Raw genomic sequence first — 23,236 nt, forward strand, 5'->3', positions numbered from 1 at the left:
TTTAGTTAAGCTTAGTGAAGCCTTTGAACCGCTACACAACTTTATGATGGGTTATGAGATTTACAGTCAAGCTAGAGCATTGAAGAAGCTGCCACTAAAACCAGTACCACGATAGGCAAGCCTTTCATTTAAGAAAATTTTAAGCTAACCTCATTAAGTCTACTTAATGGGGTTTTGGTGTGAAAAAAGTATTATTAATTTTTTTAATTTTCCTATGCAAGCCTGCTTTAGCTGATGAATGGCATGTTGAATGCAAAATAGACCACATTACCGATAAAAAACTATGCATTCTACAAAAAGATAGTTTTTGGTTGTTTCGCAATGAAAATATGTATTTTATCAAAATAGGTGATAATAATTATCCTGGAACGCAAGCTATTCTTAAAACAGAATATTTAAATCATATATACACATCTAACCAAGATGGTATATTTGATGTGCCAGACTTTATTATCTATTCAATGAAGCGTAGTAAAAATATTAAGACCAGATTTCAACGATGGCCGAGTTTAGCTTATTTAGATAATACAATTAACCTAAATGGTTTTAATAAAAAACTAAATGAGATGGATTTAATGTATAAAAAGTTGAAATGATATAATCACTTGTAAAACCCCGCTAGTCGGGGTTTTTTATTGCCTAGAGGAAAGTAGATATGGCAACAGCATCATTAGGCCGCCTAACACTTGATCTTGTTGCCAGAACAGCAAGTTTCAGCGAACCACTTAGCAAAGCAGAGCGTCAGGCTCGAAATTCTGGAAAAGGCATAGCCGAATCAATGGATGTTGCATCCATAGCGGTAAAAGGATTGAGCCTTGCAGTTGGCGGCCTATCTGTTGCGGGTATGGTTGCTTATAGTGAAAAGGTGATTAATGCGGGCAATGATATTCAAAGATTCTCTAAGCTTGCCAATGCATCTGTTAGTCAATTTCAGTATTACGCTAAGGGTGCTGAAACTGCGGGTATTTCGATTGAGTCTTTTGCAGACAAGATGAAAGATATGCAGGACAGAATTGGCGATTTCCAACAAACAGGTGGTGGGCCATTAGCCGACTTCTTCACCAACATTGCACCACGAATAGGTGTCACGATCCAACAATTTCAAAAATTATCAGGGCCAGAGGCGCTACAGCTTTTCTATAATTCATTAGAAAAAGCAGGCGCATCAGCTAATGACATGAAATTTTATATGGAACAGATTATTAGTGATTCTTCGCTACTGATTCCATTGTTAGAAAAGAATGGTCAGGGCTTTAAGTTCTGGGGTGATGCCGCAAAAAATGCGGGCGCAATCATGTCTGACGACATGGTTAAAAGCCTTGCTGAAGCAAAAGTTAATTTACAACTTTTAGATTTGCAGTGGCAGGGCTTGCAGGCGACATTAATTAACGATGCTATTCCGGTTATAGAGGCCATAGCTGAAAACTGGGATAAAGTTGAAGCGGGTGCTACTGCTTTAGCAACGGTGGTTGGTGTTCGTTTGGCTGCCGCATTCGGTATTGCGGGCGCTCAGGCTGCTGCAAGTCTTATTCAATATACTCGTTACCAAGTTGCTCTGGCACGAATGGCAGGAGAAACCATCACTCTAACTACAGTTACTCGCGGCTTAGGTGGGGCAATGTTGAGCCTTGTTGGTGGTCCATTGGGTTTGATTGCTTTAGGCGTGCAAGTGGCTATTGCAGGTGGCACATACTATGCAATGACTCGCAAAACAGAAGATGCTACTGATGCGTTTGATATGCAGGGTAAATCTATCAGTGAGCTAGTGGATCATTACAATAGCTTAAGTCAAGCTAAGCAACGAGCATTCGCTTATGATGCGGCAAAAGACCTAGAGGCAGACACCGAGGCTTATGAGGCGGCAAAAAATCAGGTTGCGTCTTATGCAAGTGGCTTGGCAGAAACGGTATTAAAACAAGGAGAATCGGCAGATCAAATAAGGGCATGGCGACAAGAGTTTTTGCAAGGTGGAATTAGTGCGGAAGAATTGGCAAATCGAATCGGATCATTATCTGATGTGACTGATGTTTATAATGCAAATATGGTCAAATACTCTAGTGCCGCCACTTCTGCCAAAGCTAAACTGGATGCTCAAAAAAGTGTAGTATCTTCATTAAAAGTGGCAACAGATGAAGCAAATAACTCACAGAGAGAGCAAACAAAACTTGTAAATGAATCAGCAGGTGCTTGGGAAAAGCTAACTCAAAAACAACGAGAATATATCACTCAACTAAGGAAGGATGCTTCACGTGACTTGTATATAAAAAGCTTGGTTGGGCGTGGCATGGGAGTTGATAAAGCTAATGCTTTAGCTGATGCTCAATCTAGCGCCAATGGTGAAAACGCATTTAAAGTTGGGTTGCCGCAGTCAGTTGTTGATGCAACAATGAAAAACTTTAATCTCAAAAATTATAGTTTTAATAAATCAGAATTGGCTGCGATTGCTAAAGTTCAAGGCATCGCTAAGGCAAATAATTTTGCCCAAATTGAAGGTTTATATGGGTTGCCAGTTGGTACTTTAGCGGCTCTAGTTCTTCAGGAATCAGGTGGAAATCCTAATGCTGTTAGCCCTACAGGTGCCAAAGGCTTATTTCAGACAACATCTATTTTTAGACGTGAATATGGATTAAATGCAAATAGTTCAATTGAAGCTCAAGCTACGGCAGCAGCTAAAGACTTAGCAAAAAAGAGAGCCAAATTTGGTACACAAGATTATGCGTTGATGGCATATAACGCAGGTTCTGATGGCTTAAATTCCTATTTGAACGGAGGATTATCCTCAGATAAGCGGAAAGAGGTTGCGGGGTATGTACCAGGATTTCAAAAATGGTTTGCTGGTGTAAACGGGAAAACCGCAGTTGATAATTCAATTCTGATGCCGACTCAGGCAGACATATTGGCTCAACAGGCTCTTGCGGCGCAAGCTCAAAAAGATCTGGACGACAAACGCAAGGAAATTGATGCTCAATATTACACTGATGCTGAAAAACTTGCTAAAGATCATCGGGATCGGGTTGAGAAAATTACACAAGCCTATACTGGAACCAGTGAATTAAAATCACGATTGGCCCAAGAGACAGCTTTGTATAATGAACAAGCAACTCAGCTAAAAGTTCAACGTGAAGAAGATTATGCAAATCTCACTGCATTTGAAACGGATCGGGTAAAGCAGCTTGAAGACTACTATGCACGTCAAATTGAACTGGCCAAAACCAGTACAAAAATTAACGAGCAGGAACGAGCCAAGGTAATATCTGGATTGCAGCGTAAGCGCGATTTCGAAATTGCGGCTGTTCGGCGTGAACAGGATGAGCAAGTTCAATCTGCATTTGAGGCATATCTGAATGAAACTGAAATTGTAGTCAAACGATATCAAAGGGAACGTGAAGAAATTTTGGCAAATGGTGAGTTGCTTGATGAAAACCGTAAAAAGTTACTTCAAGCAAACCAGATGGATCAATTTCGCACTTTGAATCAAGCATCTGACAGTGTTTTTCAATACGGTCAAAATGCAGCTCAAGCACTAATGCAGAGACAAAATCCGGATGCGTATGCTCGGTATAGTTTGCAAAATCAATATTCTTCAGACATGAGTGGGTTAAATGATGCTTATAACAATCAAGTTTCAGGTATTAATTTAATCAAAGATGAGAATGATCGTAACGCACAGCTTTTGCAAGCTCATGAGCAATATCTCAAAGCTAAGTCAGAAATAACCGCTGACTATAATCAGAAGGAAATTGAGCTAAATACGCAGCTATATTCAAGCAACTTATCTGCTATGAGTTCTGTTTTTGGTTCAATGGGTGATCTTGTTAAAGGATATGCCGGGGAAAGTTCAGATGCTTATATTGCGATGGTTGCAATACAAAAAAGCGCAAACTTAGCAAGTGTAATTATGAATGGCTATGCAGCTATTTCTGCTGCTTGGGCATCCGCCCCATTCCCATACAACCTGCCAGCTGTAGGGATGGCTACAGCGCAAACTGGTGTCTTACAAGCTGCCTTGCAGGCATTTACGCCAAGCATTACAGGCATGGCCCACAACGGTATAGACAATATCCCGAAAGAAGGAACATGGCTTTTGGATGGCGGTGAGCGTGTATTGAATCCAGAGCAGAATAAGGATCTTACTAATTATCTAAGTGATCGTCAGGCGGCAAATGCTCAAAATCAACCAATGGAATCACCTCAGGTAAATGTTCGTGTAATGAATAGTTGGGATGACTCAGAGTATTACAATGCTTTAGCTGCACCACAGGGCGAAAAGATTGTGATGAATATCATTAAACGGAACAGAACAAAACTAGGTATTTAAACCGACCAATCCAAGGTCGGTTTTTTATGTGAGCAATTTATGAAAGTGACTATAAATGAGCGTGATTATATCTTGCTCACAAAATGCCCTTTGCTTGAAACAACTGAACGTTATGAGTTTAAGACTGATGTTCATCAAAGTTTCGATGCGACAGAGGAAGAACGCATACCGCTAATTGATGCAGCACGACAGTCCTTCAATTATTCAATGTTGGCGTATAAAGCTGAAATTCAGGGCATGTTTGACACCTTTTACGATGAATTGCGTGCTGAATATTTAATACCGCAAATGCTTGAAACAGTGACTGTTTCTGATATTGATGGTGATTTCATTGATTGCGATACAAGCCTGTTAAATGTCGGCGTTGACTCATTCATTTTGGTGAAGTCGAATAATACATTTGCTGCTGTGCAAGTGACTGAAATCGGGCGTTATGAAGTCATTGAAGAAGTGCCAACATATTTCGACGGCTTCCGCATTCATACCGCAATTGAAGCCACAAGCCCGATTCTTCAACCGTTGCGACTTTGCATCATTGATGGCGACATGACAGCACAAATGAATGCACTGGTATTTAAACCACAAGTCACGTTTAGAGTGCTAGAAAATATCGAATATCCCATTTCAGCCGCACCTGAACAGTTTAATAGTGAAGATTATTGCGACTGGAAAGTGTTATTGAATGGGGATTATCTCGATGTTTCATTCAGCCAACATCAAAATATTGTCGATGGCGGCATGGGGAATATTTGGGGATATACGCACTGGATGGGCGCAAAGAAAATGTTTGTATTGCGATTACTCATGCGCAATCCTCAAGAATATATTGACTTAAAAAAATGGTTTTATCGTCGTCGCGGGCGGTTGAATGCGTTCTATTTGCAAATGTTTGAGGGTGATAAGAATAATCCAGTGAAGCGATTATTTCGCCTGAATAGCGATGCGATTGAGTTCAATTTTAAAGGTGCAGGCATTGTTGAAACGAACGTGCCTGTGGTGGAGCTAACGCCATGATGAATTTATTTAAGTCTAAAAAAGACCTGTTTGAGTTTAAGCATGGTGACAAGACATGGTACTTCACCAGTGCTGCAAAGGCCGTAGATCATAATGGTCATACTTATCTGCCGTTGGTTGTGGGACGTAGCGACATCACAGACGAGGATATTGATAAGTGCGATACTGAGATTACTTTTCCGTATCCCATGCAAATCTTGAATGCAGATGGTGATGATCTACAAGCTTTGTTCATTAACAAGATTTACTTCAAAAGCGTCACTGTGACTATTCTTGAGCTGTATAAGGGCGAGACGCTAGTCATTCATATTGGGCGAGTAATTCAGCCAAAGTTTGATGATGATGCAAACACAATGACGCTTGTGAGTTCTACTGCTGAGACTCAACAGAACAAGAATATTCTTACTCGCAAGTTTCAAAAAAGCTGCTCAAACAAGATTTATGATCGTATTTGTGGTCTAAATATTGAAGATTGGTCAGTTGAAGTCACTGTCACTGCAATTGATCGCTTGACTGTCAGCTTTACGATTAATGATAGTTCAACATATCCTGAAAATTACTTTAGTCGCGGCGCGCTTTATAGAGATGGAATTTTTACAAGTATTAGATTTAGCGAAAATACAACTATTAGTCTTGTACGCGAACACCCTGGGTTAAAAGTTGGCGATGTGGTAATGATTGCCCCTGGTTGTGACCAAACAAGATCAGGCCCATGTCATACAGTTTTTGATAATACATTGCGATTTATGGGGTTTCCAAACATCCCTGCATCAAACCCAGTAAACGATCAAATTATTAAGTGAGGTGGCTATGTTTGCAATCGTAGCGATTGTTCTTTCAGTTGCATCTGCTGTTTACTCGTATTACACGATGCGAAAAATGCAGAAAAAAAACAGACCTGAACCTAATCAATTAGACGGTTCTATTGCTGACGAGGGGGTGTCATTTTCTTCTATCTTTGGCTCACCACATATACATGGAAACATTGTTTGGAAAGGCAATGAAAGCACGGAAGCGATTAAAGTCAAAGGGGGTAAGAAATGAAAATCTACATGTCTGATATACGAAAAGCCAATATGTGCTCTCGTGGAACGCGGGCATTTTTTTTGGCTAGAGGTTGGGATTTTCAAGAATTTTTAAAAAACGGTTTAGATGAAGAATTTTTTATCAAAACTGACGATGCAATGGCTTTGCAAGTTGTAGAGGTGGCTAGAAATGGGCGGAAGCAGTAAACAAACAGTCGGATATAAATATTTTGCTGGTCTGCAAGTTGCACTCGGGAATTGCATTGAGCGAATATTAGATATCAACCCTGATAATCGGGGCTGGATTTTATCAGACAGGATTTATCAAGACATACTTAAAGAGGGGGATGTTTCTTTAGGTATTGCGATGCCTAATATTTTTGGCGGTGACAAGCAAGAGGGTGGCTGGGTGGGGATGATTGAAATTCACACTGGCCGACCTGAATATATACGTCAAAATGCATATCTAGCTGAGCATGACAGCGAACTTGTGTCATCTTTTCCATATTTGTCTTATGTTGTTTTTAAAGGGTACACAATAGACAAGGGTTTTCAGCTCGTATCGATGTCGGGAATGCTGAAAGAAGTGTTGTACTGGCCTAAACGTACTCGTATTAAAGATGATGGAAGCGAGCAGTGGTATAAAAGCCATATGGATGAAGATGGCAATGAGATTATTGTATGTGAAATTGGTGCGAGAAATAATGCGCCAACTATAATTGAGCCAACACCAATGGGAACTGTTTCAGCATCATCTTCATGTAATTGGGCCACGTGTGGGAATGAGAGCGAAATAGCATATTTAAATGACAGTGTTGTATGTAGTGAAGTGATACTGGAACCTGATATTCGGGAGTTGGAATTGGTGAATGGTTTGTGTCATTATAGTTTTCGCCAAGTAAATATCCCATATGAAAATAATTTCTCAATGTCTTTCGGCGGTACTGGACTGTTAAAGCTTATTCTTTCTGCTGGGATGGGGAATATGGGTGATAGACCATTTATTCCAGGATTATTCTCTCTAGAGTGCGATAATGAATATTCAACAACTGTTGCTGGAAGATCAGTAATGTGGGAAATCACTGCTCAACTTCCAGCAATAATCACTGGTGTTATCAAGTGTGATCTATATCCAGAAGATGACGGTTCTTTCTATTTTAATCATGAGATATCTCCTGCTGTATTTTATCAAGAACCGCTAGAAGCACCCAGTCAGGTCAAAGGAATTGATATAAACCCTATTCATCAGATCAGAGAGATCATTACAAATGACAATGCAATGAACAAGACTGAGTCAATGATTAATGATGAGAATTTTAAGTTTGCAGCAAGAAGAATTTGGCATGAGGGCTTAGGTGTTTCAGGAGCATTTACAGAGAAATCATGCAAAGAAGCAATAGATGAGCTGCTGTATCACATCGAAGCAGGGATACGTGTCAATCGTCAAACTGGCTTGTATGAAATCGTTCTATTTCGTGATGATTTGTTAGATTTAGATAATGCCCAAGTTTTTAATGAAAGCAATATCAAGTCTTTTAATATTGAAGTTGCGAATATCGACGATATGATTAATTCGGTTAATGTGAATTATTATGACCGAGATAATATTAAAGATTCATCATTTTCATTAGATGAAATTGGCTCTATATTATCTAGTCAGTCAAATGCTGAAACGATAGACTTTCCCTATTTTATGAATCGTCGCAATGCTGAATTAGTTGGAAATTGGAAGCTAAAACAACTTTCAACACCAACACGAAAAGGCTCTTTCACAACTGGCAAATATGATGCTCGCAAGATCAATCGCTATGATGTCATGAAGTTGACTTGGCCCAATCAAAATATGTTTGAAGTGCCAGTTCGTATCATGAAAATCGGTCTTGGCGACGGGATAGATAATACTGTTACGCTGGATTGGGTTGAAGTGATTCCTTTTTCATCTATTAACTACCCATCAATAAATGTTGATCAGTCAACGTCTGTTGCATTATCGCCGCAACCAAACCAAAGTATTGCTTTTGAAATGCCATATTTTGAAGCAGTACAGCGTTTTGGTCAGTCCCAAGTTGATACTGAACTAAGTAATAATCCTGATTTTGGGCATTTAATGGTTGCAACAAAGAAACCACAAAATAACTCGATCAATGCGTTGTTGTTTACAGATAACGGTACAGGGTATAAACAAGCTTCGATTGTTGATTACTGCCCAACCGCTGTACTTGATCAAGACATCAGTTATTTAGACACATCATTTACTGTTAAAGATGTGAGTGCGATCAGTCAAGCTGAAATCGGCACATTAATTCTTTGCGATGAAGAATTGATGGTTTATCAAAGTTATGATGATGTGACCAAGATTCTCACTGTCAAACGTGCAGCACTCGACACAGTACCGAAACCGCATTTGCAAGGTGCGGTTTTTTATTTCTACGATTCATTTAGTGCTTTTGATTCTGAGCAGTATGTATTGGGTGAAGTTATTAATGCGAAAGTGTTGACGACTACGCCGAGTGGGATTCAAAGATTGGGTGATGCAACAGCTTTATCTGTAGAAATGAATGCACGTGCAATTCGACCTTATCCACCAGCGAATGTAAAAATTAATGGTGAGTATTATCCTGCCGAGATTGACACTGATTTAATTTTAACTTGGGTTGATCGTAATCGCCTGCAACAAACAGGTGGGGAAATTCTTAGCTGGTTTGATGGTGGCGTTACAATTGAAAGTGGCACTTCAACAATGCTGACTATCAAAGAGCTTGATGTAGATGAACTGCTTATTGCGACGCACAACATAGATGCGACTGGAACCAACACTTACACTTTAGCAATTTCATCAATGCAAGCTGAAACTAGATCAATTGAAGTAACAGCAAAAACAGTGAGAGATGGCTATGAGTGCTTACATCCGTTTGAGCATATTTTTGAATTGTCGCAAGTCTTCTCTGCACCGTACAACTTAACAGTTGAGTTTAAAAATGACTAATCGTTTAGAGTTAAATTGGGAGCTTGAAGGGCTTGTGGACGAGCAGCGTTACTACTGCTCTGAAACACCTTTTACATCTACAACATTGCCTACCCCAAAGGCTGTCATACTTGATACAGATCGAACTTATGTGGACACTGATATTGATGAAAATAAACTTTACTATGTAGCTGTCAGTTCTGTAAGAAATAGTGTTGAAAAATTGAGTGACATTAAAGTTGTGTCAACTCAAACATACTTGCTCAATATGCCGTTTTCGTCTGATAAGAATGACCATGGTAAGTTCAATCTTGTTGCAACAACAGTAGGCAGCGCAGTAATTCAAGATGGGTATTTGTATGTTCCTGATGGAAGTTACATTCGTTTCAATACAACAGGAATCACAGAATTAAACTTAGGAACATCTAATTTTGAGTTCGGTATAGAAGTAGCATTGATGGCGAACGGTGGCGGGTCATATCCGTGTGTATTTGGGGTTGGAACGGGGTGGTCTAGCGGTGCTATATCAATGCAATTTAACCCGTCATCTAGGTTTATGTGTGCGATTATGAGTCCGGGGGAAAAGGATGCTTTTGCTCCGACAGATCAAACCCGTGATGGAACTACCTTTGTGAAATATGTTGTTAGACGAGTCGCAGGAGTTTGGACAACGTATAAAGATGGTATAGCTGGAACACCATTTACGGACTCAAAATTCATTGCTAATTTCACTAGAAATGGCGTTATTACAATCGGTGCTGCGATTTGGGATGTTGGAATTACAGCATCACACAGTAAGATTAAGAATATTTATCTTAGAAAGCTTTAATAGGGCGCATAAAATGCTGTGCAAATAGAAGTTTAAATCTCAACAACATAAAGCACCTTCGGGTGCTTTTTTATTGCCAAAAATTAGGAAAAACAATGGATAAAGATGCACTGAAAGAGGTTGTTACAGCAATCATCACTTATGGGTGGATTGTTGTTTTAGCAATGTTGGGAGGCTTAGTGAAATTCATGGATAAGCTTAACAATTCAAAAGAACCAAAGCCACTGAAATATATAGTTTTTCGACTTATAGCTGAAATGATTACGAGTGGTTTTGCAGGAATCATCACTGTTCTTCTATGTGTTTACTGGGAAATGCCTATTGTTTTAATCGCAGCAATTGCGGGCATAGCGGGGCACTTGGGTGGTAAAGCGATCGATACATTCATTCTTATCTGGAAATCAATTATTAGCGGAGGCAAGGTGCCATGAGTAAAAGAATCACATTAGAGCAAATCACAGAAGCTGCCAAAGCCATCAATGTACCAACAGCAGCCTTGCAAGCTGTCATGAAAGTTGAAGCTAAGGGAAGCGGTTTTAATTCCGATGGTACACCTGTGGTTCTTTTTGAACGCCACGTTTTTCGTCAACGTCTTATCGCAAATGCTAAAGCATCTTTAGCAGACAAAGTGATGCGTGAACGGCCAGATCTATGTGCAAAAACATCAGGAGGGTATGGTTTGTACTCTGCACAACATGGTCGTTTGAATGCAGCTTGTCAGTATGATCGAGCTTCCGCGCTCGAGTCAGCATCATGGGGTTTGGGGCAGGTGATGGGGTATCACTGGAAAGATCTAGGCTATGCGTCATTACAAGCATTTATCAATGCAATGTATAAAGATGAGGCTGGTCAATTGGATGCAATGTGCCGCTTCATTAAAACTAATGGGCTTGATAAATATTTGCGAAATCAGGACTGGAAGAACTTTGCACTGAGTTACAACGGCAAGGAGTATGCAAAGAATAATTATGACATAAAGCTGGCGAATGCTTACAAGGAGTTCTCATGAGTTATTTGTATTTAGTCCTTAAATACTGGCGAGAATGCATCATTGCAGTTCTCGCTTTTTTATTATTGATCTGTTTGTTTATTCAAAATCATCAAGCTGCTGAAATCAAAGATCAGAAGCGATTACACGCCAACTACATCACTCAGCAACAATTAGCAGCTGAAAAATCCAAAGTTCAAGCTGCTCAACAAGAAAAAGTTTGGGCAGAACAAATCACAAAAGCGGAGCAAAACTACAATGCCAAAATTAAACAAATTGAGTCTGATGCTAGCGATGCTCAGTCCAGTGCTAACAGCTTGTCAAAGCAACTCAGCATTGCAAAACAACGTCTGTCCGCAGCTTCCCGCGAAACCGTCATTGAATACGCAGATTCCTCAAGTGACATACTCGAAAGTTGCATCACAGAATATCGAAACGTGGCACAAAAAGCTGATGAACACGCAGCTGATGCAGAGCGATTGAGCAATGCTTGGCCGTAAAAGCACTCTAATGAGTGCTATTTTTCCATCAATTATTTTCAAAACTTTTCTTGGACAATCTGAATATCTTTCAATACATGTCTAAAGCGATAAACATAGTCTGATGCTTCATTGTGAGTGTAAAACTTCTTTGCGTACTCAGTGTCTAAAGTCCAGTTGAAGCCTGTTGTGTAACTTTCATTCACGATATTGTATTCATCATCGTAATGCTCGTTTGTGATGTTTTCGAGGGTGAGATATCTATTATTCTTTTTGATGTAGTAGGGCATTATTGACTCCAGCTATCGACTATATCAGCCCAATCTTGCAGCATCTTTCTACGCTCATCTAAATACTGTGAGTGATTGTAAGTGCCGCGGATAGTATTTTTATCGACATGTGCAAGCTGTAGTTCAATATGATCACTGTCATACTTTTTACTGTGTAGAATGGTAGATGCTGTGGCGCGGAAGTCGTGGCATGTCAATTCTTTAAGCCCCATTGAATCTAGCGCTGAATTAATTGTTGATTTGTTCATTAGCTTTGACTTATCAAAGACGCTTGAAAATACCAAGTCACCATTTTTTGTTTGCTCGTACTGGCTCTTTAATACGTCACAAACTTGTTGAGATAGGGGAACCATGTGAGTTCGGTTCATCTTAATGTTGCGCTGACCTTTTTTTAATTGCTCAACAGATGCGGGTGGAATGGTTATCAGCATCTTATCAAAATCAATCCAATCCCAGCGTAGTCGCACAACTTCAATCGAACGCATCATCGTATAGATCGCTATCTTGATTGCATTCTTAGTTGTAGCAGCACCTTTATAATTATTGAGAGATTCATGAAACATGGACATCTCTTCATTTGTCATTGGGCGCGCACCATCTTTGGGTGGCTTCTCAATAGTCCCTTTTAAAGATGAAATAGGATTGCTATCACGTCTAAGCGTTGCTACCGCGTAGTCAAAAACTTGGCCAACGATCTGCCTATTTCGGATTGCTGTAGACTCACCAGTGCCATGGTTTTTTTGCTTCTTTACTCGTTTAAGCGTCGAGTCCTGCATTGTCAGAACATCCGCTGCGTTTACTTTCTTAATGTCTTTGTTTCCGAAAGCCGGGAAGATATCTAAGCGAAACGATTTCTCTACATCCAAGCGATAACCTTCCGATCTGCTGTCTTTACGTTTATCAAACCATTCGTTTGCAATTTCTTTGAAAGAGATCGGCTTTTGAGCTTTGGCTCGTTCGACAGCTTCTTTTTTGTATTCTGATGGATCAATATTCTGATCAAGCAAGGCTTTCTGTTCAAGTGCTTTTTGGCGTGCGGTTGCCAAAGTGACAATAGGGTACTCACCCAATGTGACCATTTTTGCAGAGCCAAGAAAGCGATATCTGAACCGCCAGAATTTCAAGCCGCTTACTCGAACTTCAATGCAAAGCCCACCCTGATCAGCTACACGATATGGTTTATCTTTTGGCTTAAGTTGTTTGATCTTAGTGTCGTTAAGCATTGTGTGAGTAACCAGAAAATCATCAAAAAAGTGTTACGCACAATGTTACTCACAAATTTGCTTAATGTCATTTAATGAAGATGAATGTTATTTAATAATGGAAATTATATTTCTAATTTAATTTGTTGTTTTCTTAATGTCGTTGAATGCCAATTAAGATATGATCTTCTTTTCGATCATGAGAAGCATTTTAATTGCAACCTATTGATTTAATTGATTTATGCAATGTGGTTTAATTAATGTTACTCACAAAGTTACTCACAATTGTTAAAGTATTGAATTATGAGACATTAAAAAGCCGCTATGTGTAAGCGGCTACTTTATCAGAATTTGATGTCTTTGTGACTACCTTATTCACATACGAGTTAAGGTAGTAACTATATCGCCCATCTTTACGGGGCGGGTCAATTTCACCTTTCTTAATTCGATCATAAAAGGTTACTTCAGTCATTTTCATGCGTTGTGCAAATTCTTTTATAGAGACACGACGTTCGTCAGTAATGGTAACTTGTTTCTTCAACTGTTGAAGCTCGTCGTAAATCTTTTCAAGCATGTTTTGTTCAATAATTATTTTGCTCACATCAACCTCCGTCAGCTTCTTCAACAACACTTACAGAATCTGACTTTCTTATAAATGCGGTCATCAAAAATAGAATTACAAAATAAACATCTGAAATATCTTCTATATTCATCTTGAGTGAATAACCATCTCGCGCATAAATTTCTACATATGGCTTCTTTTCACTCATCCCCATCTCCTTGCTCTCCCCAAAACTTGTCTTTACACTCATTTGCTGCAATTTCTGCCTCAAGTTCGCTTTCAAACAACCTCCATTCAATATTGTCAATATCTATGAAGACTTTTGCTGCATACTGAGTTGGTAGATCAAAATAATCTCGCCGCTTTACTTCGCAAACTTCACCAACATCTAATTCAGATAAAAAACTATCAGGCTCATCAATGTAAATGCACTCACTATCATCGAAATAGTAGTTTCCGATTTCTGATTTCGGCACCACCACAAACTCACCATCCTCTATCTTTTGCAACCTCTCTTTCAAAGCCGCGTTTTCAGCTTTGAGTGAGTCGATTTCGGTTTTATTCTGCTTAGCCTGAACAACCCACAATCCCCATGCAGTATTTATGGTATTAAATAGTGATATTTGATCATTTTTATTTAATACTTTTGCAGCTGGAGATAACGAGTACATATTGTCAGTTGACCATTCAACATATAGCAAATGACCTCCTAAAAGTCTCCATTGTTCTTCAAACGCCTTTCTTTCTTTCTCTAAATCAACCATCTCGCCACCATCCTATAAATTCGTCTAACTTCAGTATTGAGATCGTCCATAAACTTGCGACCATCCCTAAACCACAACTTAAGCATTAACTGGTAACGCTCTTGCGCTTCTTTATTCATTTCACCCTTGTGACTTATAAAGAGTGATTTTTGATTCTTACGGCTTAGCTGCAAGCCTTTGCTTGTGCCCTTAACTGCAAATCCAGCGTTGCAGTTAAAGACAAGGAATTTTTCTAAAAGCTGTTCTGGTAGGATCATCACGCCACCCCTAAGCTTTTGATTGCTTCATCAATGCTTTTATTAAATGCTCGAACATCAGATTCCATGCCAGAAATATCCAAATCCTTTGCAAATACACGAATAACAATGATCTGAAGTTCTGCTTTCAATCGTGGGTCATAGCTCACAAAATCACACCACTCACGACGAGTGCAAGACAATTGACTGGTGATCTGTGGAATATATTCATCAGGAACCTTTCTAGTCAGAAGCGTATTAAGGTGCGTTGTTGTGTCAGGGCACTTAACTTCAATTTGCCCATCATTACTTACAAGCCCGTCAGGTGACGCACCAAACATTTCAATGAAAGGGTGATCAATAAGACCAGTCCCATCCACAAAATTACCTGTTTCATTTTCATACGCTGCAATAGCATGGGGTTCATTATCGATTCCCCACTGCATGCTATAGCTGGTTGGGATTTCTTTTTGAACACCAGTAAGACGCTCAGCAAGAATAGTTAAACCCAATGCATTTAAAGCTTTTCCTTTCATAGGCTTCGCATTCAAATCTTTGACACGACTTGCAGTCACTTTGCCTACACGATCTGCAAACCAATCTTCATTACGCTGGAGAATGTTCATAGGTTTCTCCTTGGTTGGATAAGGCTTGGTCGGCAAACTGCGCGATTCCTTTTAAGTTGACAGAATGCTTTGCCCACAAGTGGTTTTTGTGTGAACCTTGGGGAAGGGCTTCATACGCACTCTTAAGGCGTTCTGAACCGTATTGCGATTCACGATTCAGGGTAGGCAAGTGCTCATCCTCAAACTCTTGGTATCCATCTGGAACGTCAGATGTAACCGTCTTAACCTGTGAAGTTTGACAATCATCTATGCGTCGCGCTTCATCTTCGTCATAAATACCTGAAAAGCCAAAAGCAACACGCGCACACTGAATTAACGCTTTATGACGAAGCATGCGTTTTGGGTATTTTTTCCATGGTTCAGATGTGCCTTGGCATTCGCTCAAATACTCAGTCACAACAGTAGGGTGTGATCGATCTTTGCGGTAGATTTTGCAAGTACATGATTCATCATCTTGCTCAAACTGGATACCATCACAAACAGGATTGTCATTAATAATTCGCGCCCAACCATCAATCCCAACAACAGGGGTAATTCCACCACCTTTAGCAGGGAATGCATAAATTTCTTTAGTAAATGGGTTGAGCTTGTACTGGTTAGCAACAATCAAAAGGCTGACAAGTTGCACATCGTTCGCGCCTTTAAACACAGTATCAATTAACGTCTTTTTTAACTGTTCAGGATCCACATCAACCATGTCAAACGCCACAGCCACTTTATGCATTTGAGCTAGAACAATATTGTTATTTGCAGGTGCATTCATCTTCTAATCCTTAATATTTAACCGAAACATGCGGAACTTGATTATTTGCAATCGCAGTAATGACCGCTTTTGCTTGACCTTCATCTAGTCCTATTTCACAAAGCTTGTTTAGAATTTCGCGATTGATTGAGCGCATGTGTTCTTTATTTGCCAAACGCACTGCTTCCGCTTCTTGATCCGCCTTAATCTTTGCAGCTTGTTCAGCTTCAATGCGTAGGCGTTCCGCTTCAATCGCTTGCTGCTTTTGAATCTCAGCTTGTTTTGCTTGTTCAATCGCTTGCTGCTTTAATTGAGCTTCACGCAGTTCCGCAGCTTCCTTTTCAGCTTTCAGACGTGCTTCACGCTCAGCAAATTCACGCGCTAACTTTTCGGCTTGTTCGCGTTCAGCCTGAGCTTTGTTTTCAGCTTCAATGCGCGCGTTTTCGGCAGCCTGACGTGCAATAGCTTCGTCACGTTCACGTTGCTGACGCTCTAATTCAGCTTGACGCAAGCGTTCTAATTCGGCTTGTTCAGCTTCATATTTTTCACGAGCAGCAAGGGCAGTGCGCAGCTTTTCAAGTGTTTCAAATTTGGCAATTTTGGCCTCTTGCTCAAATTCTTCTAAAGAAGAATCAATCACAATATCTTCGATGTTTGAAAACATCTGCTTAATGTAGTCGCTACCACGGTTTTCGTACTGTTCAAATGCACCCATGGTAAAAATTGATGCGATGAAATTTTTATGCTTCGCTACACGATCCTTTTCAGCTTGTTCATAAGCATCGCGTGGTGCAAGAATTTCATCACGTAGCGCATCCATTTTTTTGCAAAATTGAATACGGTCTTGATCTACAATTTTGATTTGAGCTTTTTGGTCAGCAACCAAATCCAAAGCATATTTTTCAGCAAGTTTTTTGCTTGAGCTTACTTTTGCAGCCAATGACCCAATTGCATCGCGCCCTTTTTTTGTTGTCACATCAGGCACAACCGAGCGAGCCTGTTCAGCGATACGCTCAAATAAAGCGTCTGTACCACCTTGAGATTGGAATGCTGCAACAATCGCATTTTGCTCAATAACTTGTAATTCACTCATGCTAAACATCCTTTTAAATGATTTGTCTTCTGCTCAATCGCATGCTCTTTAAGCCACTCATTCAACTTTTGCGCTTGAGCTTCTGTAAGCTTAAATTTCATCCCATTACTGACTTCGTATTCCGAGAAATCCTCAACCAAAGCCAGTGATTGCGTATCAACCTCTAAATAATCAAAGTCAATATCAACTGCGTTTTGCGGATCAGATGAAGCGTTATATTCAAAGCAATCTTCTTTCTCAGATGCTTCAATCACCCCAGATACATAAACAGGGTAGCCATCGCCAGATACTTCAAGTGTGAAGTAGACAAAATTCGCTTGAGTTATAAATTCATCAGCAAGCGCAAGTTCTGGAAATGAGGCAGCAAAAACTTCAGGCTTATAGTAAGTGTTCATTCTGACACCTCATTTACCTCTAAGCGGTATTTTTTACCCCGAGATTGAAACTCAAGAACAACACCCTTATGCAGCAGATATTGAGCCACCGCTGAAACTGCCGTGTCTGTAACATCCTCTTTTTCACCAACAAACATTTGATTTTTCGGGTTTACACGACCTGCATAAATTGTATTTGTTAGTATTGATGACATGATCTTGATTGGATTCTTACTCATTTCTGATCTCCCGCAAACTGCGCCTGATAAGCCTTAGCTTTCGCTTCTTGATAGTCCATCTCATCAGCAGCCTTATAAACAAAAACAGCAGATAAGAACGCGAAGAACAGAACAACAAAGCCGATTGAAAGCAAATTTATAAATGATGATGAAGCAAGCTTTTCTCGCTTCTCATTTTGATTCTTGATCAATTGATCGATTAATTCGTTTTGTGTCATTGATCAACCTCCTCATCAGAATGAACATGCGCTTCACAAGCAGCCAAAAGCATGACCTTGTATTGATTCCAAAATTTCAAAGCATCACTATCCATGCGACTAATTTCTTGATCTGTAAAAGCTTTCCATTGCTCTACTTTGTGGTTTTGACAGCCGATTCGCATGTAACCAAATCCATTAATGCAAACAAGCCATCGTAAGGTTGGGATAATAAGCGGAGCATTTTTCGCGTCCCGAAGATCCGCGTCCCGAAGATTCGCGCCCCCAAGATTCGCGCCCCGAAGATTCGCGCCCCAAAGATTCGCACCCCCAAGATTCGCGCCCCCAAGATCCGCACCCCCAAGATCCGCGTCCCCAAGATTCGCGCCCCCAAGATTCGCGCCCCGAAGATCCGCGTCCCGAAGATTCGCGCCCCAAAGATTCGCACCCCCAAGATTCGCGCCCCAAAGATTCGCACCCCCAAGATTCGCGCCCCCAAGATCCGCACCCCCAAGATCCGCGTCCCCAAGATTCGCGCCCCCAAGATTCGCGCCCCCAAGATTCGCGCCCCAAAGATTCGCACCCCCAAGATTCGCGCCCCCAAGATTCGCGCCCCCAAGATTCGCGTCCCCAAGATTCGCGCCCCGAAGATTCGCGCCCCCAAGATTCGCGCCCCCAAGATTCGCGTCCCCAAGATTCGCGCCCCGAAGATTCGCGCCCCCAAGATTCGCGCCCTCAGCAATAGCAGTCTCAACCGCATGACGTGCAATCATTCCAGATTCCATACCGTCAGGGATTTCACAAGAGAAAAGGACCTCACCAGTCCAGCGATTTTTAATTTCGTAATTCTGTGTCATAATGACCTCACTCTTTGAGTAAAGCCCTTTTGATTTCCAGTCGAGAAGGGCTTTTTGTTTGTCTGTGAGATCATAGTAAACACAGCGTTTACTTTAGTCAACATATTATTTAAACAAATGTTTATTTTTTTGTTTTCTTATTAATAAACAAAAACATAAAAAAGACCGCACTTGGCGGTCAATAGAAAACAAAATGTTTAACTTATGGTAATGGATTTTGAACATTAAACGCATATGCTACAACACTAAAATCCTGATCCATAATATCGTCGGCTGTTAAAATTTCTTCTGGATATTCATCTTTATTTGCACTAACTATTCTTACGCCGCCTTTAGGCATCCTATATAAAAATTTGAACTTAAATAATCCACCATGATTAATGGCGTAAATTTTTCCATCAATTATATTGGTGCGCCCAACATCAACATACACTGTAGCCCCATTGTTTATCACGGGAGTCATGGAATCACCAAAGGCTGTTAAAGCATAGGCATTGGAGCTTTCTACGCCATATTGACGCAAGGTTGCCTTACTAAGCCTAAGCTTTCGTGTCTCATTGCCAATGATTTCCGCTAAAGAGCCAGAGCCACAAGAAACTAGAACCTCTTTATAAAATGGAACTTCTACTTCATCGTCATCAATAGGTGTGTTTGAATCCCACTCAACAACTTTTGTTATATCGATACTTTCTTTTTCCCCAATCCCAGTAAGAATCCAGTTCGCAGAAACATTAAATTTACTTGATGCTTTCAAGGCCCCAGCTTTAGAAACACCGCGTCTTTTCCAATTAGTAATTGTTTGGGGTGATTCATCGATTAACTTTGCGGTTTCTTCTTGTGTCCTCCCACTCGCTTCCAAAAGCCTTATAACAGAAGGGTGAGGCAGGGTCTCGGTGGTCATTTCAAAATCCAATTGGTTCATTATGCATATTATCCAGAAAAGTAAACATTTTGTGTTAAACAAATGATTTGACACTAGTAAACACACCGTTTACTATGTATTAAACAAATGTTTATTTGAGGCAACCATGACTATCGAGGCTGATAAAGAAGTTCTTTTAAAGCTAGGTGGCTCAACAAAAGTGGCTGAGCTGCTTGGCTACAAAGATAAACAACGGGTACAAAACTGGATGACGCGCGGCATACCTGCAAAGGTAAAGCTTGAGTATCCACATCTTTTTTTAAATCCAAACATTCAAAGAAATACTGCTGCATAAGGACACATAAATGAGTCTGGAAAAGAAATCGACGCATGTTCGTTTATCTCCTGAAATCCATGAACGAGCAAAAACACTTGCTGAAATTAAGGGTAAAGACCTTGCTCAGTACCTCGCATTTCTTCTTGAAAAAGAAATTGTGGGTGAGTGGCATGTACTTAATTTACAAGCAAAATCTTTTGAGCGCTTGGGATTAAAAGCTTTAGTGCGGGATATCTCTACTGAGGTTTGTATTTCAGAGGGATTGGAAGGGATTTGCGGGGATTCAGACAAAGAAAAAGCCTGATGTACAAGATCAGGCTTTATGTTCAGTGAGATAAATCAAATGAACTATCAAATTTTAACAGACATTGAACTAAATCGAAAGATTAGTTTATTTCAAAAAGCGGTTGAGGCTTATGTACGTCAACCTTCACTCATAACTGCGTCTGCTGTAGCGAAAGCTAAAGCTGAGTTGGCTAACTTTGCGTGGGGTGGGTGATGAATATAGGTTTTGACTTAGATAAATATTTAAAGCAGGCGACCCCAGTGGAAGATAAATACACTAGAACGCCAAACTATTTGGTGGACAAGGGCTATGTGTCTGAAATGACTGGTAGCGCCTTAAAATGCTATTTCGTTATTAGTCGCTTTACAGATGGATTTTCGCGCAGCAATTGGTCACTGACATCTAATTTCCTTCAAGAAAAGACAGGTATTAAGAAGCTTAAAACCTTGACTGATTCTGTTCGTCAATTAGAACAATTGGGGTTGATTATTGTGCAAAGATCAACTGGCGAGACTAATAAATTCTCAATCATTCATCCTGAGTTTGAACTACCCACCAAAATGGATGGTAGTACCGAAAATGGAGGGGAGACTACCCCCGAAAATGGAATGGGGAGTACCCACCAAAATGGAGGGGAGACTACCCCCGAAAATGGCGCTACTAAGAAAGAAACAAATAAGAAAGAAAATATTAAGAAAGATATATGTGAGATTTTCGAGTTCTGGAAAACCACATTCAGTAAAAATGAAAAAACGATTCTCTCTGATAAACGAGCTAAAAAAATTCAAGCACGTCTTGTTGATGGCTATCTGGTTGAAGACATCAAACATGCAATCTTGAATTGCTCTAAGTCTGATTACCACGTTCAAGGCGGTTATACCGACATCGAATTGATCTGTCGTGAGCCAGAAAAACTTGATCGTTTCATAGGCTTATTCCCACAGCCACAACAAGCAAATGAAACACCAACCACCCCTGATTCACAACTTGATTATGGAGCGTGGTGATGAGCAGTCGTATTCAAAACATTGCAATGGAACAAGCTGTTTTAAGTGCTTTGATGACAACCGCGCTTTCAATGGAAACGGTAGGGAATGATCTAGACGAAGGGTGTTTTTACTCTGAACGACATACGGAAATTTACAAAGCAATTGTTGATCTTGCGAACAACAACAAGCCTTACGATGCAGTCATGGTCGAGCAGTGGTTGAAATCAAGAAATGTGTTGCACCTCATGGGTGGTGAGCAATATTTACTTGAGTTGATGTCAGAAGCGCCAAGTAGTTTTTACAACTGCGAATCTTACATCGGTCAACTTAAAAAACTTAAAGCACATCGTCAAGTTGAAACTATCGGTCAGCGCATCACAGCACTAGCACAAGACACAACGCAAGTGGATGTATTCGCAGAAGCTGAAAATCTACTGGGTCAAGTCGATAGTGATGAGCAAAACGACCATGGCGTGAGCTTTGAGGATGCAATTGATAGCGCACTAAAACAGATGATCGAGAAAGCGGAAGCTAAAGACAAAAAGCTTTATACAGGTGTTCAATTCAATCTTGCTCACCTGGATAATTTGCTAGGAACGATTCAAAAAGGGCATTTCTGTGTTGTGGGTGGTCGTCCAGGATCGGGTAAATCAACACTTGCTCAAATGTTGGCAATCCACACTGCAAAAATCCACCGTAAAGGCGTTTTGTTTGTGTCTGCTGAGATGGATAAGGAAACCCTTTCAAATCGCATGATCAGCGCGTTAGGAGCGATTCCATACAACAACATTCACAATGCTGAACTCTACAATGGTTTGATGAAAGATTATGCGGCTACCAAGGCTTCATACGAAAAACTACCAATATGGATTCAAGACAAACAAAAACCGTCAATTTCTGAAATCAGATCATATGCACGTCGAGCAGATCGCAGATTTAAAGGGCTTGGCTGTATCGTTATTGATTACTTGCAGCTTGTGCGAGATCCAAGCAAGAAAGATCGGTTTCAAGAAGTTAGCTCAATTAGCCGTGAACTCAAATCGATGGCCAAGGAGTTTAAATGCCCAGTAATTGCGCTTGTGCAATTAAACCGTGATGCAGAAAAAAGCAAAAGACCTAAGGCATCTGACATCAAAGAATCTGGGCAGATTGAGCAAGATGCAGATCAGATTGTTTTGGCTAATCCAATTTCAGACAATGAAGACCTTCCAACAGGTGTTACGGAGCTGTGTGTTGTTAAAAACCGACACGGCAAGCGTGGTGTGGTTCGTGCGATTGATCGTTTAGATATTTGTCGTTTCGCGGGGATTAAGGAAGAAGATCAAGGAGGTGCGGCATGAGTAATTACGTAGAAATATTTGACAATATTATTTTTGTTTTGAGTCAGTTTGCTGAAACAGATAAAGCCCTAAACATCGAGGAAGTTGAACTTAAGCTTGGTGTTAGTAAGCGCACTGCGCAGAGACTTTGTAAGTCTTTGAGCGAGTCAGGGTGGCTTTACTTTAAAAGGGTTGGTCACGACAAATTATATTTTGCAAGCGAGAAAACTAAGCGATTGTTTGGAGATAAGCCATGACAACAACAGTAGAAGAATGGTTAGCACAGGGCAACAAAATTACAGTGCTTCAGGGATTCTCGGAGATTGCGCCAAAGCAAAAATTTAATAATCGGGAAATCAAGTTGCGTGGCAGGGCTAAAACTCAAACTCAGATGCCGAGATTGAGCAAAGAACAAGCGAAAGAATTAAGTGACTGGCTAGATGCGAAATTAGGTCGAACTTTGGAGTTGGCGAATTACATGAATTGCTCAAGCACAAAGATCGGATTGATCAAAAACCGTAAAACACCATGCTCTAAAACCCAATTTGAAATGATGAAAAAGGGAATGCGGGCAATTGAGGGCGTTAAGCATGAAAGCAATCAAAATCCCATGCGAACATGATCTTTTAAGCAAAGACACAAA

The 23,236-nt window shown here is 40.3% G+C and carries 32 protein-coding genes; 18 read left to right on the top strand and 14 right to left on the bottom strand.

Annotation, left to right across the window (positions count from 1 at the left end; translation table 11 throughout):
- Positions 1-179: 179 nt before the first annotated feature.
- The 11 genes from I6L31_RS00005 to I6L31_RS00055 all read left to right on the top strand — a co-directional run bounded on the left by I6L31_RS00005 (position 180) and on the right by I6L31_RS00055 (position 11,639).
- Positions 180-596 (top strand): hypothetical protein, encoded by a 417-nt coding sequence (locus I6L31_RS00005; protein ID WP_005003638.1) that lies wholly within the window; start codon positions 180-182, stop codon positions 594-596.
- A gap of 59 nt (positions 597-655) precedes the next feature.
- On the top strand, positions 656-4,318 hold the full coding sequence (locus tag I6L31_RS00010) for a transglycosylase SLT domain-containing protein (protein WP_005003640.1): 3,663 nt from the start codon (positions 656-658) through the stop codon (positions 4,316-4,318).
- A 39-nt stretch (positions 4,319-4,357) separates the two neighbouring features.
- Positions 4,358-5,332, top strand: coding sequence for a hypothetical protein (locus tag I6L31_RS00015; protein WP_005003642.1), 975 nt, complete (start codon positions 4,358-4,360; stop codon positions 5,330-5,332).
- The gene (locus tag I6L31_RS00020) at positions 5,329-6,135 is read left to right on the top strand and encodes a phage BR0599 family protein (RefSeq protein ID WP_005003645.1); all 807 of its coding nucleotides are present in this window, start codon (positions 5,329-5,331) and stop codon (positions 6,133-6,135) included. The genes I6L31_RS00015 and I6L31_RS00020 overlap by 4 nt, the downstream gene beginning before the upstream one ends.
- Positions 6,136-6,142: 7 nt before the next feature.
- Positions 6,143-6,376, top strand: a complete 234-nt coding sequence (locus tag I6L31_RS00025; protein ID WP_005003646.1) for a hypothetical protein — start codon at positions 6,143-6,145, stop codon at positions 6,374-6,376.
- On the top strand, positions 6,373-6,564 hold the full coding sequence (locus tag I6L31_RS00030; RefSeq protein WP_005003649.1) for a hypothetical protein: 192 nt from the start codon (positions 6,373-6,375) through the stop codon (positions 6,562-6,564). The genes I6L31_RS00025 and I6L31_RS00030 overlap by 4 nt, the downstream gene beginning before the upstream one ends.
- Positions 6,548-9,343, top strand: coding sequence for a phage tail protein (locus I6L31_RS00035; RefSeq protein WP_005003651.1), 2,796 nt, complete (start codon positions 6,548-6,550; stop codon positions 9,341-9,343). Before I6L31_RS00030 ends, I6L31_RS00035 begins: the two co-directional genes overlap by 17 nt.
- Positions 9,336-10,151: a hypothetical protein gene (locus I6L31_RS00040; protein ID WP_005003653.1), complete on the top strand. Its 816-nt coding sequence runs from the start codon at positions 9,336-9,338 to the stop codon at positions 10,149-10,151. Before I6L31_RS00035 ends, I6L31_RS00040 begins: the two co-directional genes overlap by 8 nt.
- 95 nt (positions 10,152-10,246) lie before the next feature.
- A complete protein-coding gene (locus I6L31_RS00045; RefSeq protein ID WP_005003655.1) occupies positions 10,247-10,582 on the top strand; it encodes a phage holin family protein in 336 nt (111 codons plus the stop codon).
- Positions 10,579-11,160 carry an N-acetylmuramidase family protein gene (locus I6L31_RS00050; RefSeq protein ID WP_005003657.1) on the top strand — a complete coding sequence of 194 codons (582 nt, stop codon included), beginning with the start codon at positions 10,579-10,581 and terminating at the stop codon, positions 11,158-11,160. Before I6L31_RS00045 ends, I6L31_RS00050 begins: the two co-directional genes overlap by 4 nt.
- A complete protein-coding gene (locus tag I6L31_RS00055) occupies positions 11,157-11,639 on the top strand; it encodes a hypothetical protein (protein ID WP_005003659.1) in 483 nt (160 codons plus the stop codon). Before I6L31_RS00050 ends, I6L31_RS00055 begins: the two co-directional genes overlap by 4 nt.
- 38 nt (positions 11,640-11,677) lie before the next feature.
- Here I6L31_RS00055 and I6L31_RS00060 read toward each other — a convergent pair whose 3' ends face one another.
- The 14 genes from I6L31_RS00060 to I6L31_RS00125 form a co-directional block, all read right to left on the bottom strand.
- Complete coding sequence (locus I6L31_RS00060) at positions 11,678-11,908, bottom strand: hypothetical protein (protein ID WP_004989905.1); 231 nt, start codon at positions 11,906-11,908, stop codon at positions 11,678-11,680.
- Positions 11,908-13,131 carry a tyrosine-type recombinase/integrase gene (locus I6L31_RS00065; protein ID WP_004989903.1) on the bottom strand — a complete coding sequence of 408 codons (1,224 nt, stop codon included), beginning with the start codon at positions 13,129-13,131 and terminating at the stop codon, positions 11,908-11,910. Before I6L31_RS00065 ends, I6L31_RS00060 begins: the two co-directional genes overlap by 1 nt.
- 301 nt (positions 13,132-13,432) lie before the next feature.
- Entirely contained in the window at positions 13,433-13,684 is a 252-nt protein-coding gene (locus I6L31_RS00070) for a helix-turn-helix transcriptional regulator (RefSeq protein WP_035245739.1), read from the bottom strand.
- Positions 13,685-13,712: 28 nt separating this feature from the next.
- The gene (locus I6L31_RS00075) at positions 13,713-13,880 is read right to left on the bottom strand and encodes a hypothetical protein (RefSeq protein ID WP_155237296.1); all 168 of its coding nucleotides are present in this window, start codon (positions 13,878-13,880) and stop codon (positions 13,713-13,715) included.
- Positions 13,873-14,436 carry a hypothetical protein gene (locus I6L31_RS00080; protein WP_005003539.1) on the bottom strand — a complete coding sequence of 188 codons (564 nt, stop codon included), beginning with the start codon at positions 14,434-14,436 and terminating at the stop codon, positions 13,873-13,875. The genes I6L31_RS00075 and I6L31_RS00080 overlap by 8 nt, the downstream gene beginning before the upstream one ends.
- Positions 14,424-14,693, bottom strand: a complete 270-nt coding sequence (locus tag I6L31_RS00085) for a hypothetical protein (protein WP_005003542.1) — start codon at positions 14,691-14,693, stop codon at positions 14,424-14,426. Before I6L31_RS00085 ends, I6L31_RS00080 begins: the two co-directional genes overlap by 13 nt.
- Positions 14,693-15,298, bottom strand: a complete 606-nt coding sequence (locus I6L31_RS00090) for a lambda exonuclease family protein (RefSeq protein ID WP_005003544.1) — start codon at positions 15,296-15,298, stop codon at positions 14,693-14,695. Before I6L31_RS00090 ends, I6L31_RS00085 begins: the two co-directional genes overlap by 1 nt.
- Positions 15,279-16,061 (bottom strand): phage recombination protein Bet, encoded by a 783-nt coding sequence (gene bet, locus I6L31_RS00095; RefSeq protein WP_005003546.1) that lies wholly within the window; start codon positions 16,059-16,061, stop codon positions 15,279-15,281. Before bet ends, I6L31_RS00090 begins: the two co-directional genes overlap by 20 nt.
- A gap of 10 nt (positions 16,062-16,071) precedes the next feature.
- Positions 16,072-17,133: a hypothetical protein gene (locus tag I6L31_RS00100; RefSeq protein WP_005003548.1), complete on the bottom strand. Its 1,062-nt coding sequence runs from the start codon at positions 17,131-17,133 to the stop codon at positions 16,072-16,074.
- Positions 17,130-17,528 carry a hypothetical protein gene (locus tag I6L31_RS00105; protein ID WP_005003550.1) on the bottom strand — a complete coding sequence of 133 codons (399 nt, stop codon included), beginning with the start codon at positions 17,526-17,528 and terminating at the stop codon, positions 17,130-17,132. Before I6L31_RS00105 ends, I6L31_RS00100 begins: the two co-directional genes overlap by 4 nt.
- Complete coding sequence (locus I6L31_RS00110) at positions 17,525-17,746, bottom strand: DUF7446 family protein (protein ID WP_004997228.1); 222 nt, start codon at positions 17,744-17,746, stop codon at positions 17,525-17,527. The genes I6L31_RS00105 and I6L31_RS00110 overlap by 4 nt, the downstream gene beginning before the upstream one ends.
- On the bottom strand, positions 17,743-17,964 hold the full coding sequence (locus I6L31_RS00115) for a hypothetical protein (protein ID WP_004997230.1): 222 nt from the start codon (positions 17,962-17,964) through the stop codon (positions 17,743-17,745). The genes I6L31_RS00110 and I6L31_RS00115 overlap by 4 nt, the downstream gene beginning before the upstream one ends.
- Positions 17,961-18,800, bottom strand: a complete 840-nt coding sequence (locus tag I6L31_RS00120) for a pentapeptide repeat-containing protein (RefSeq protein WP_219349270.1) — start codon at positions 18,798-18,800, stop codon at positions 17,961-17,963. The genes I6L31_RS00115 and I6L31_RS00120 overlap by 4 nt, the downstream gene beginning before the upstream one ends.
- A gap of 202 nt (positions 18,801-19,002) precedes the next feature.
- Complete coding sequence (locus I6L31_RS00125; RefSeq protein ID WP_005003557.1) at positions 19,003-19,722, bottom strand: LexA family transcriptional regulator; 720 nt, start codon at positions 19,720-19,722, stop codon at positions 19,003-19,005.
- A gap of 106 nt (positions 19,723-19,828) precedes the next feature.
- On the opposite strand from I6L31_RS00125, the gene I6L31_RS00130 reads away from it, so the two are divergent.
- From I6L31_RS00130 to I6L31_RS00160, 7 genes are read left to right on the top strand one after another with little or no spacing between them, the layout of a single operon-like run.
- The gene (locus I6L31_RS00130; protein ID WP_005003559.1) at positions 19,829-20,017 is read left to right on the top strand and encodes a hypothetical protein; all 189 of its coding nucleotides are present in this window, start codon (positions 19,829-19,831) and stop codon (positions 20,015-20,017) included.
- 10 nt (positions 20,018-20,027) lie between these two features.
- Positions 20,028-20,303, top strand: coding sequence for a hypothetical protein (locus tag I6L31_RS00135; protein ID WP_005003560.1), 276 nt, complete (start codon positions 20,028-20,030; stop codon positions 20,301-20,303).
- A gap of 39 nt (positions 20,304-20,342) precedes the next feature.
- Positions 20,343-20,498: a hypothetical protein gene (locus tag I6L31_RS00140; RefSeq protein WP_005003561.1), complete on the top strand. Its 156-nt coding sequence runs from the start codon at positions 20,343-20,345 to the stop codon at positions 20,496-20,498.
- On the top strand, positions 20,498-21,292 hold the full coding sequence (locus tag I6L31_RS00145; protein ID WP_005003562.1) for a hypothetical protein: 795 nt from the start codon (positions 20,498-20,500) through the stop codon (positions 21,290-21,292). The genes I6L31_RS00140 and I6L31_RS00145 overlap by 1 nt, the downstream gene beginning before the upstream one ends.
- Positions 21,292-22,614 (top strand): replicative DNA helicase, encoded by a 1,323-nt coding sequence (locus tag I6L31_RS00150; RefSeq protein ID WP_005003567.1) that lies wholly within the window; start codon positions 21,292-21,294, stop codon positions 22,612-22,614. Before I6L31_RS00145 ends, I6L31_RS00150 begins: the two co-directional genes overlap by 1 nt.
- Positions 22,611-22,850 (top strand): helix-turn-helix domain-containing protein, encoded by a 240-nt coding sequence (locus I6L31_RS00155; protein ID WP_005003568.1) that lies wholly within the window; start codon positions 22,611-22,613, stop codon positions 22,848-22,850. Before I6L31_RS00150 ends, I6L31_RS00155 begins: the two co-directional genes overlap by 4 nt.
- Positions 22,847-23,215 (top strand): hypothetical protein, encoded by a 369-nt coding sequence (locus tag I6L31_RS00160; RefSeq protein ID WP_005003569.1) that lies wholly within the window; start codon positions 22,847-22,849, stop codon positions 23,213-23,215. The genes I6L31_RS00155 and I6L31_RS00160 overlap by 4 nt, the downstream gene beginning before the upstream one ends.
- Positions 23,216-23,236 lie beyond the last annotated feature (21 nt).

Source organism: Acinetobacter septicus (assembly GCF_019355975.1).
Lineage (GTDB): Bacteria > Pseudomonadota > Gammaproteobacteria > Pseudomonadales > Moraxellaceae > Acinetobacter > Acinetobacter ursingii.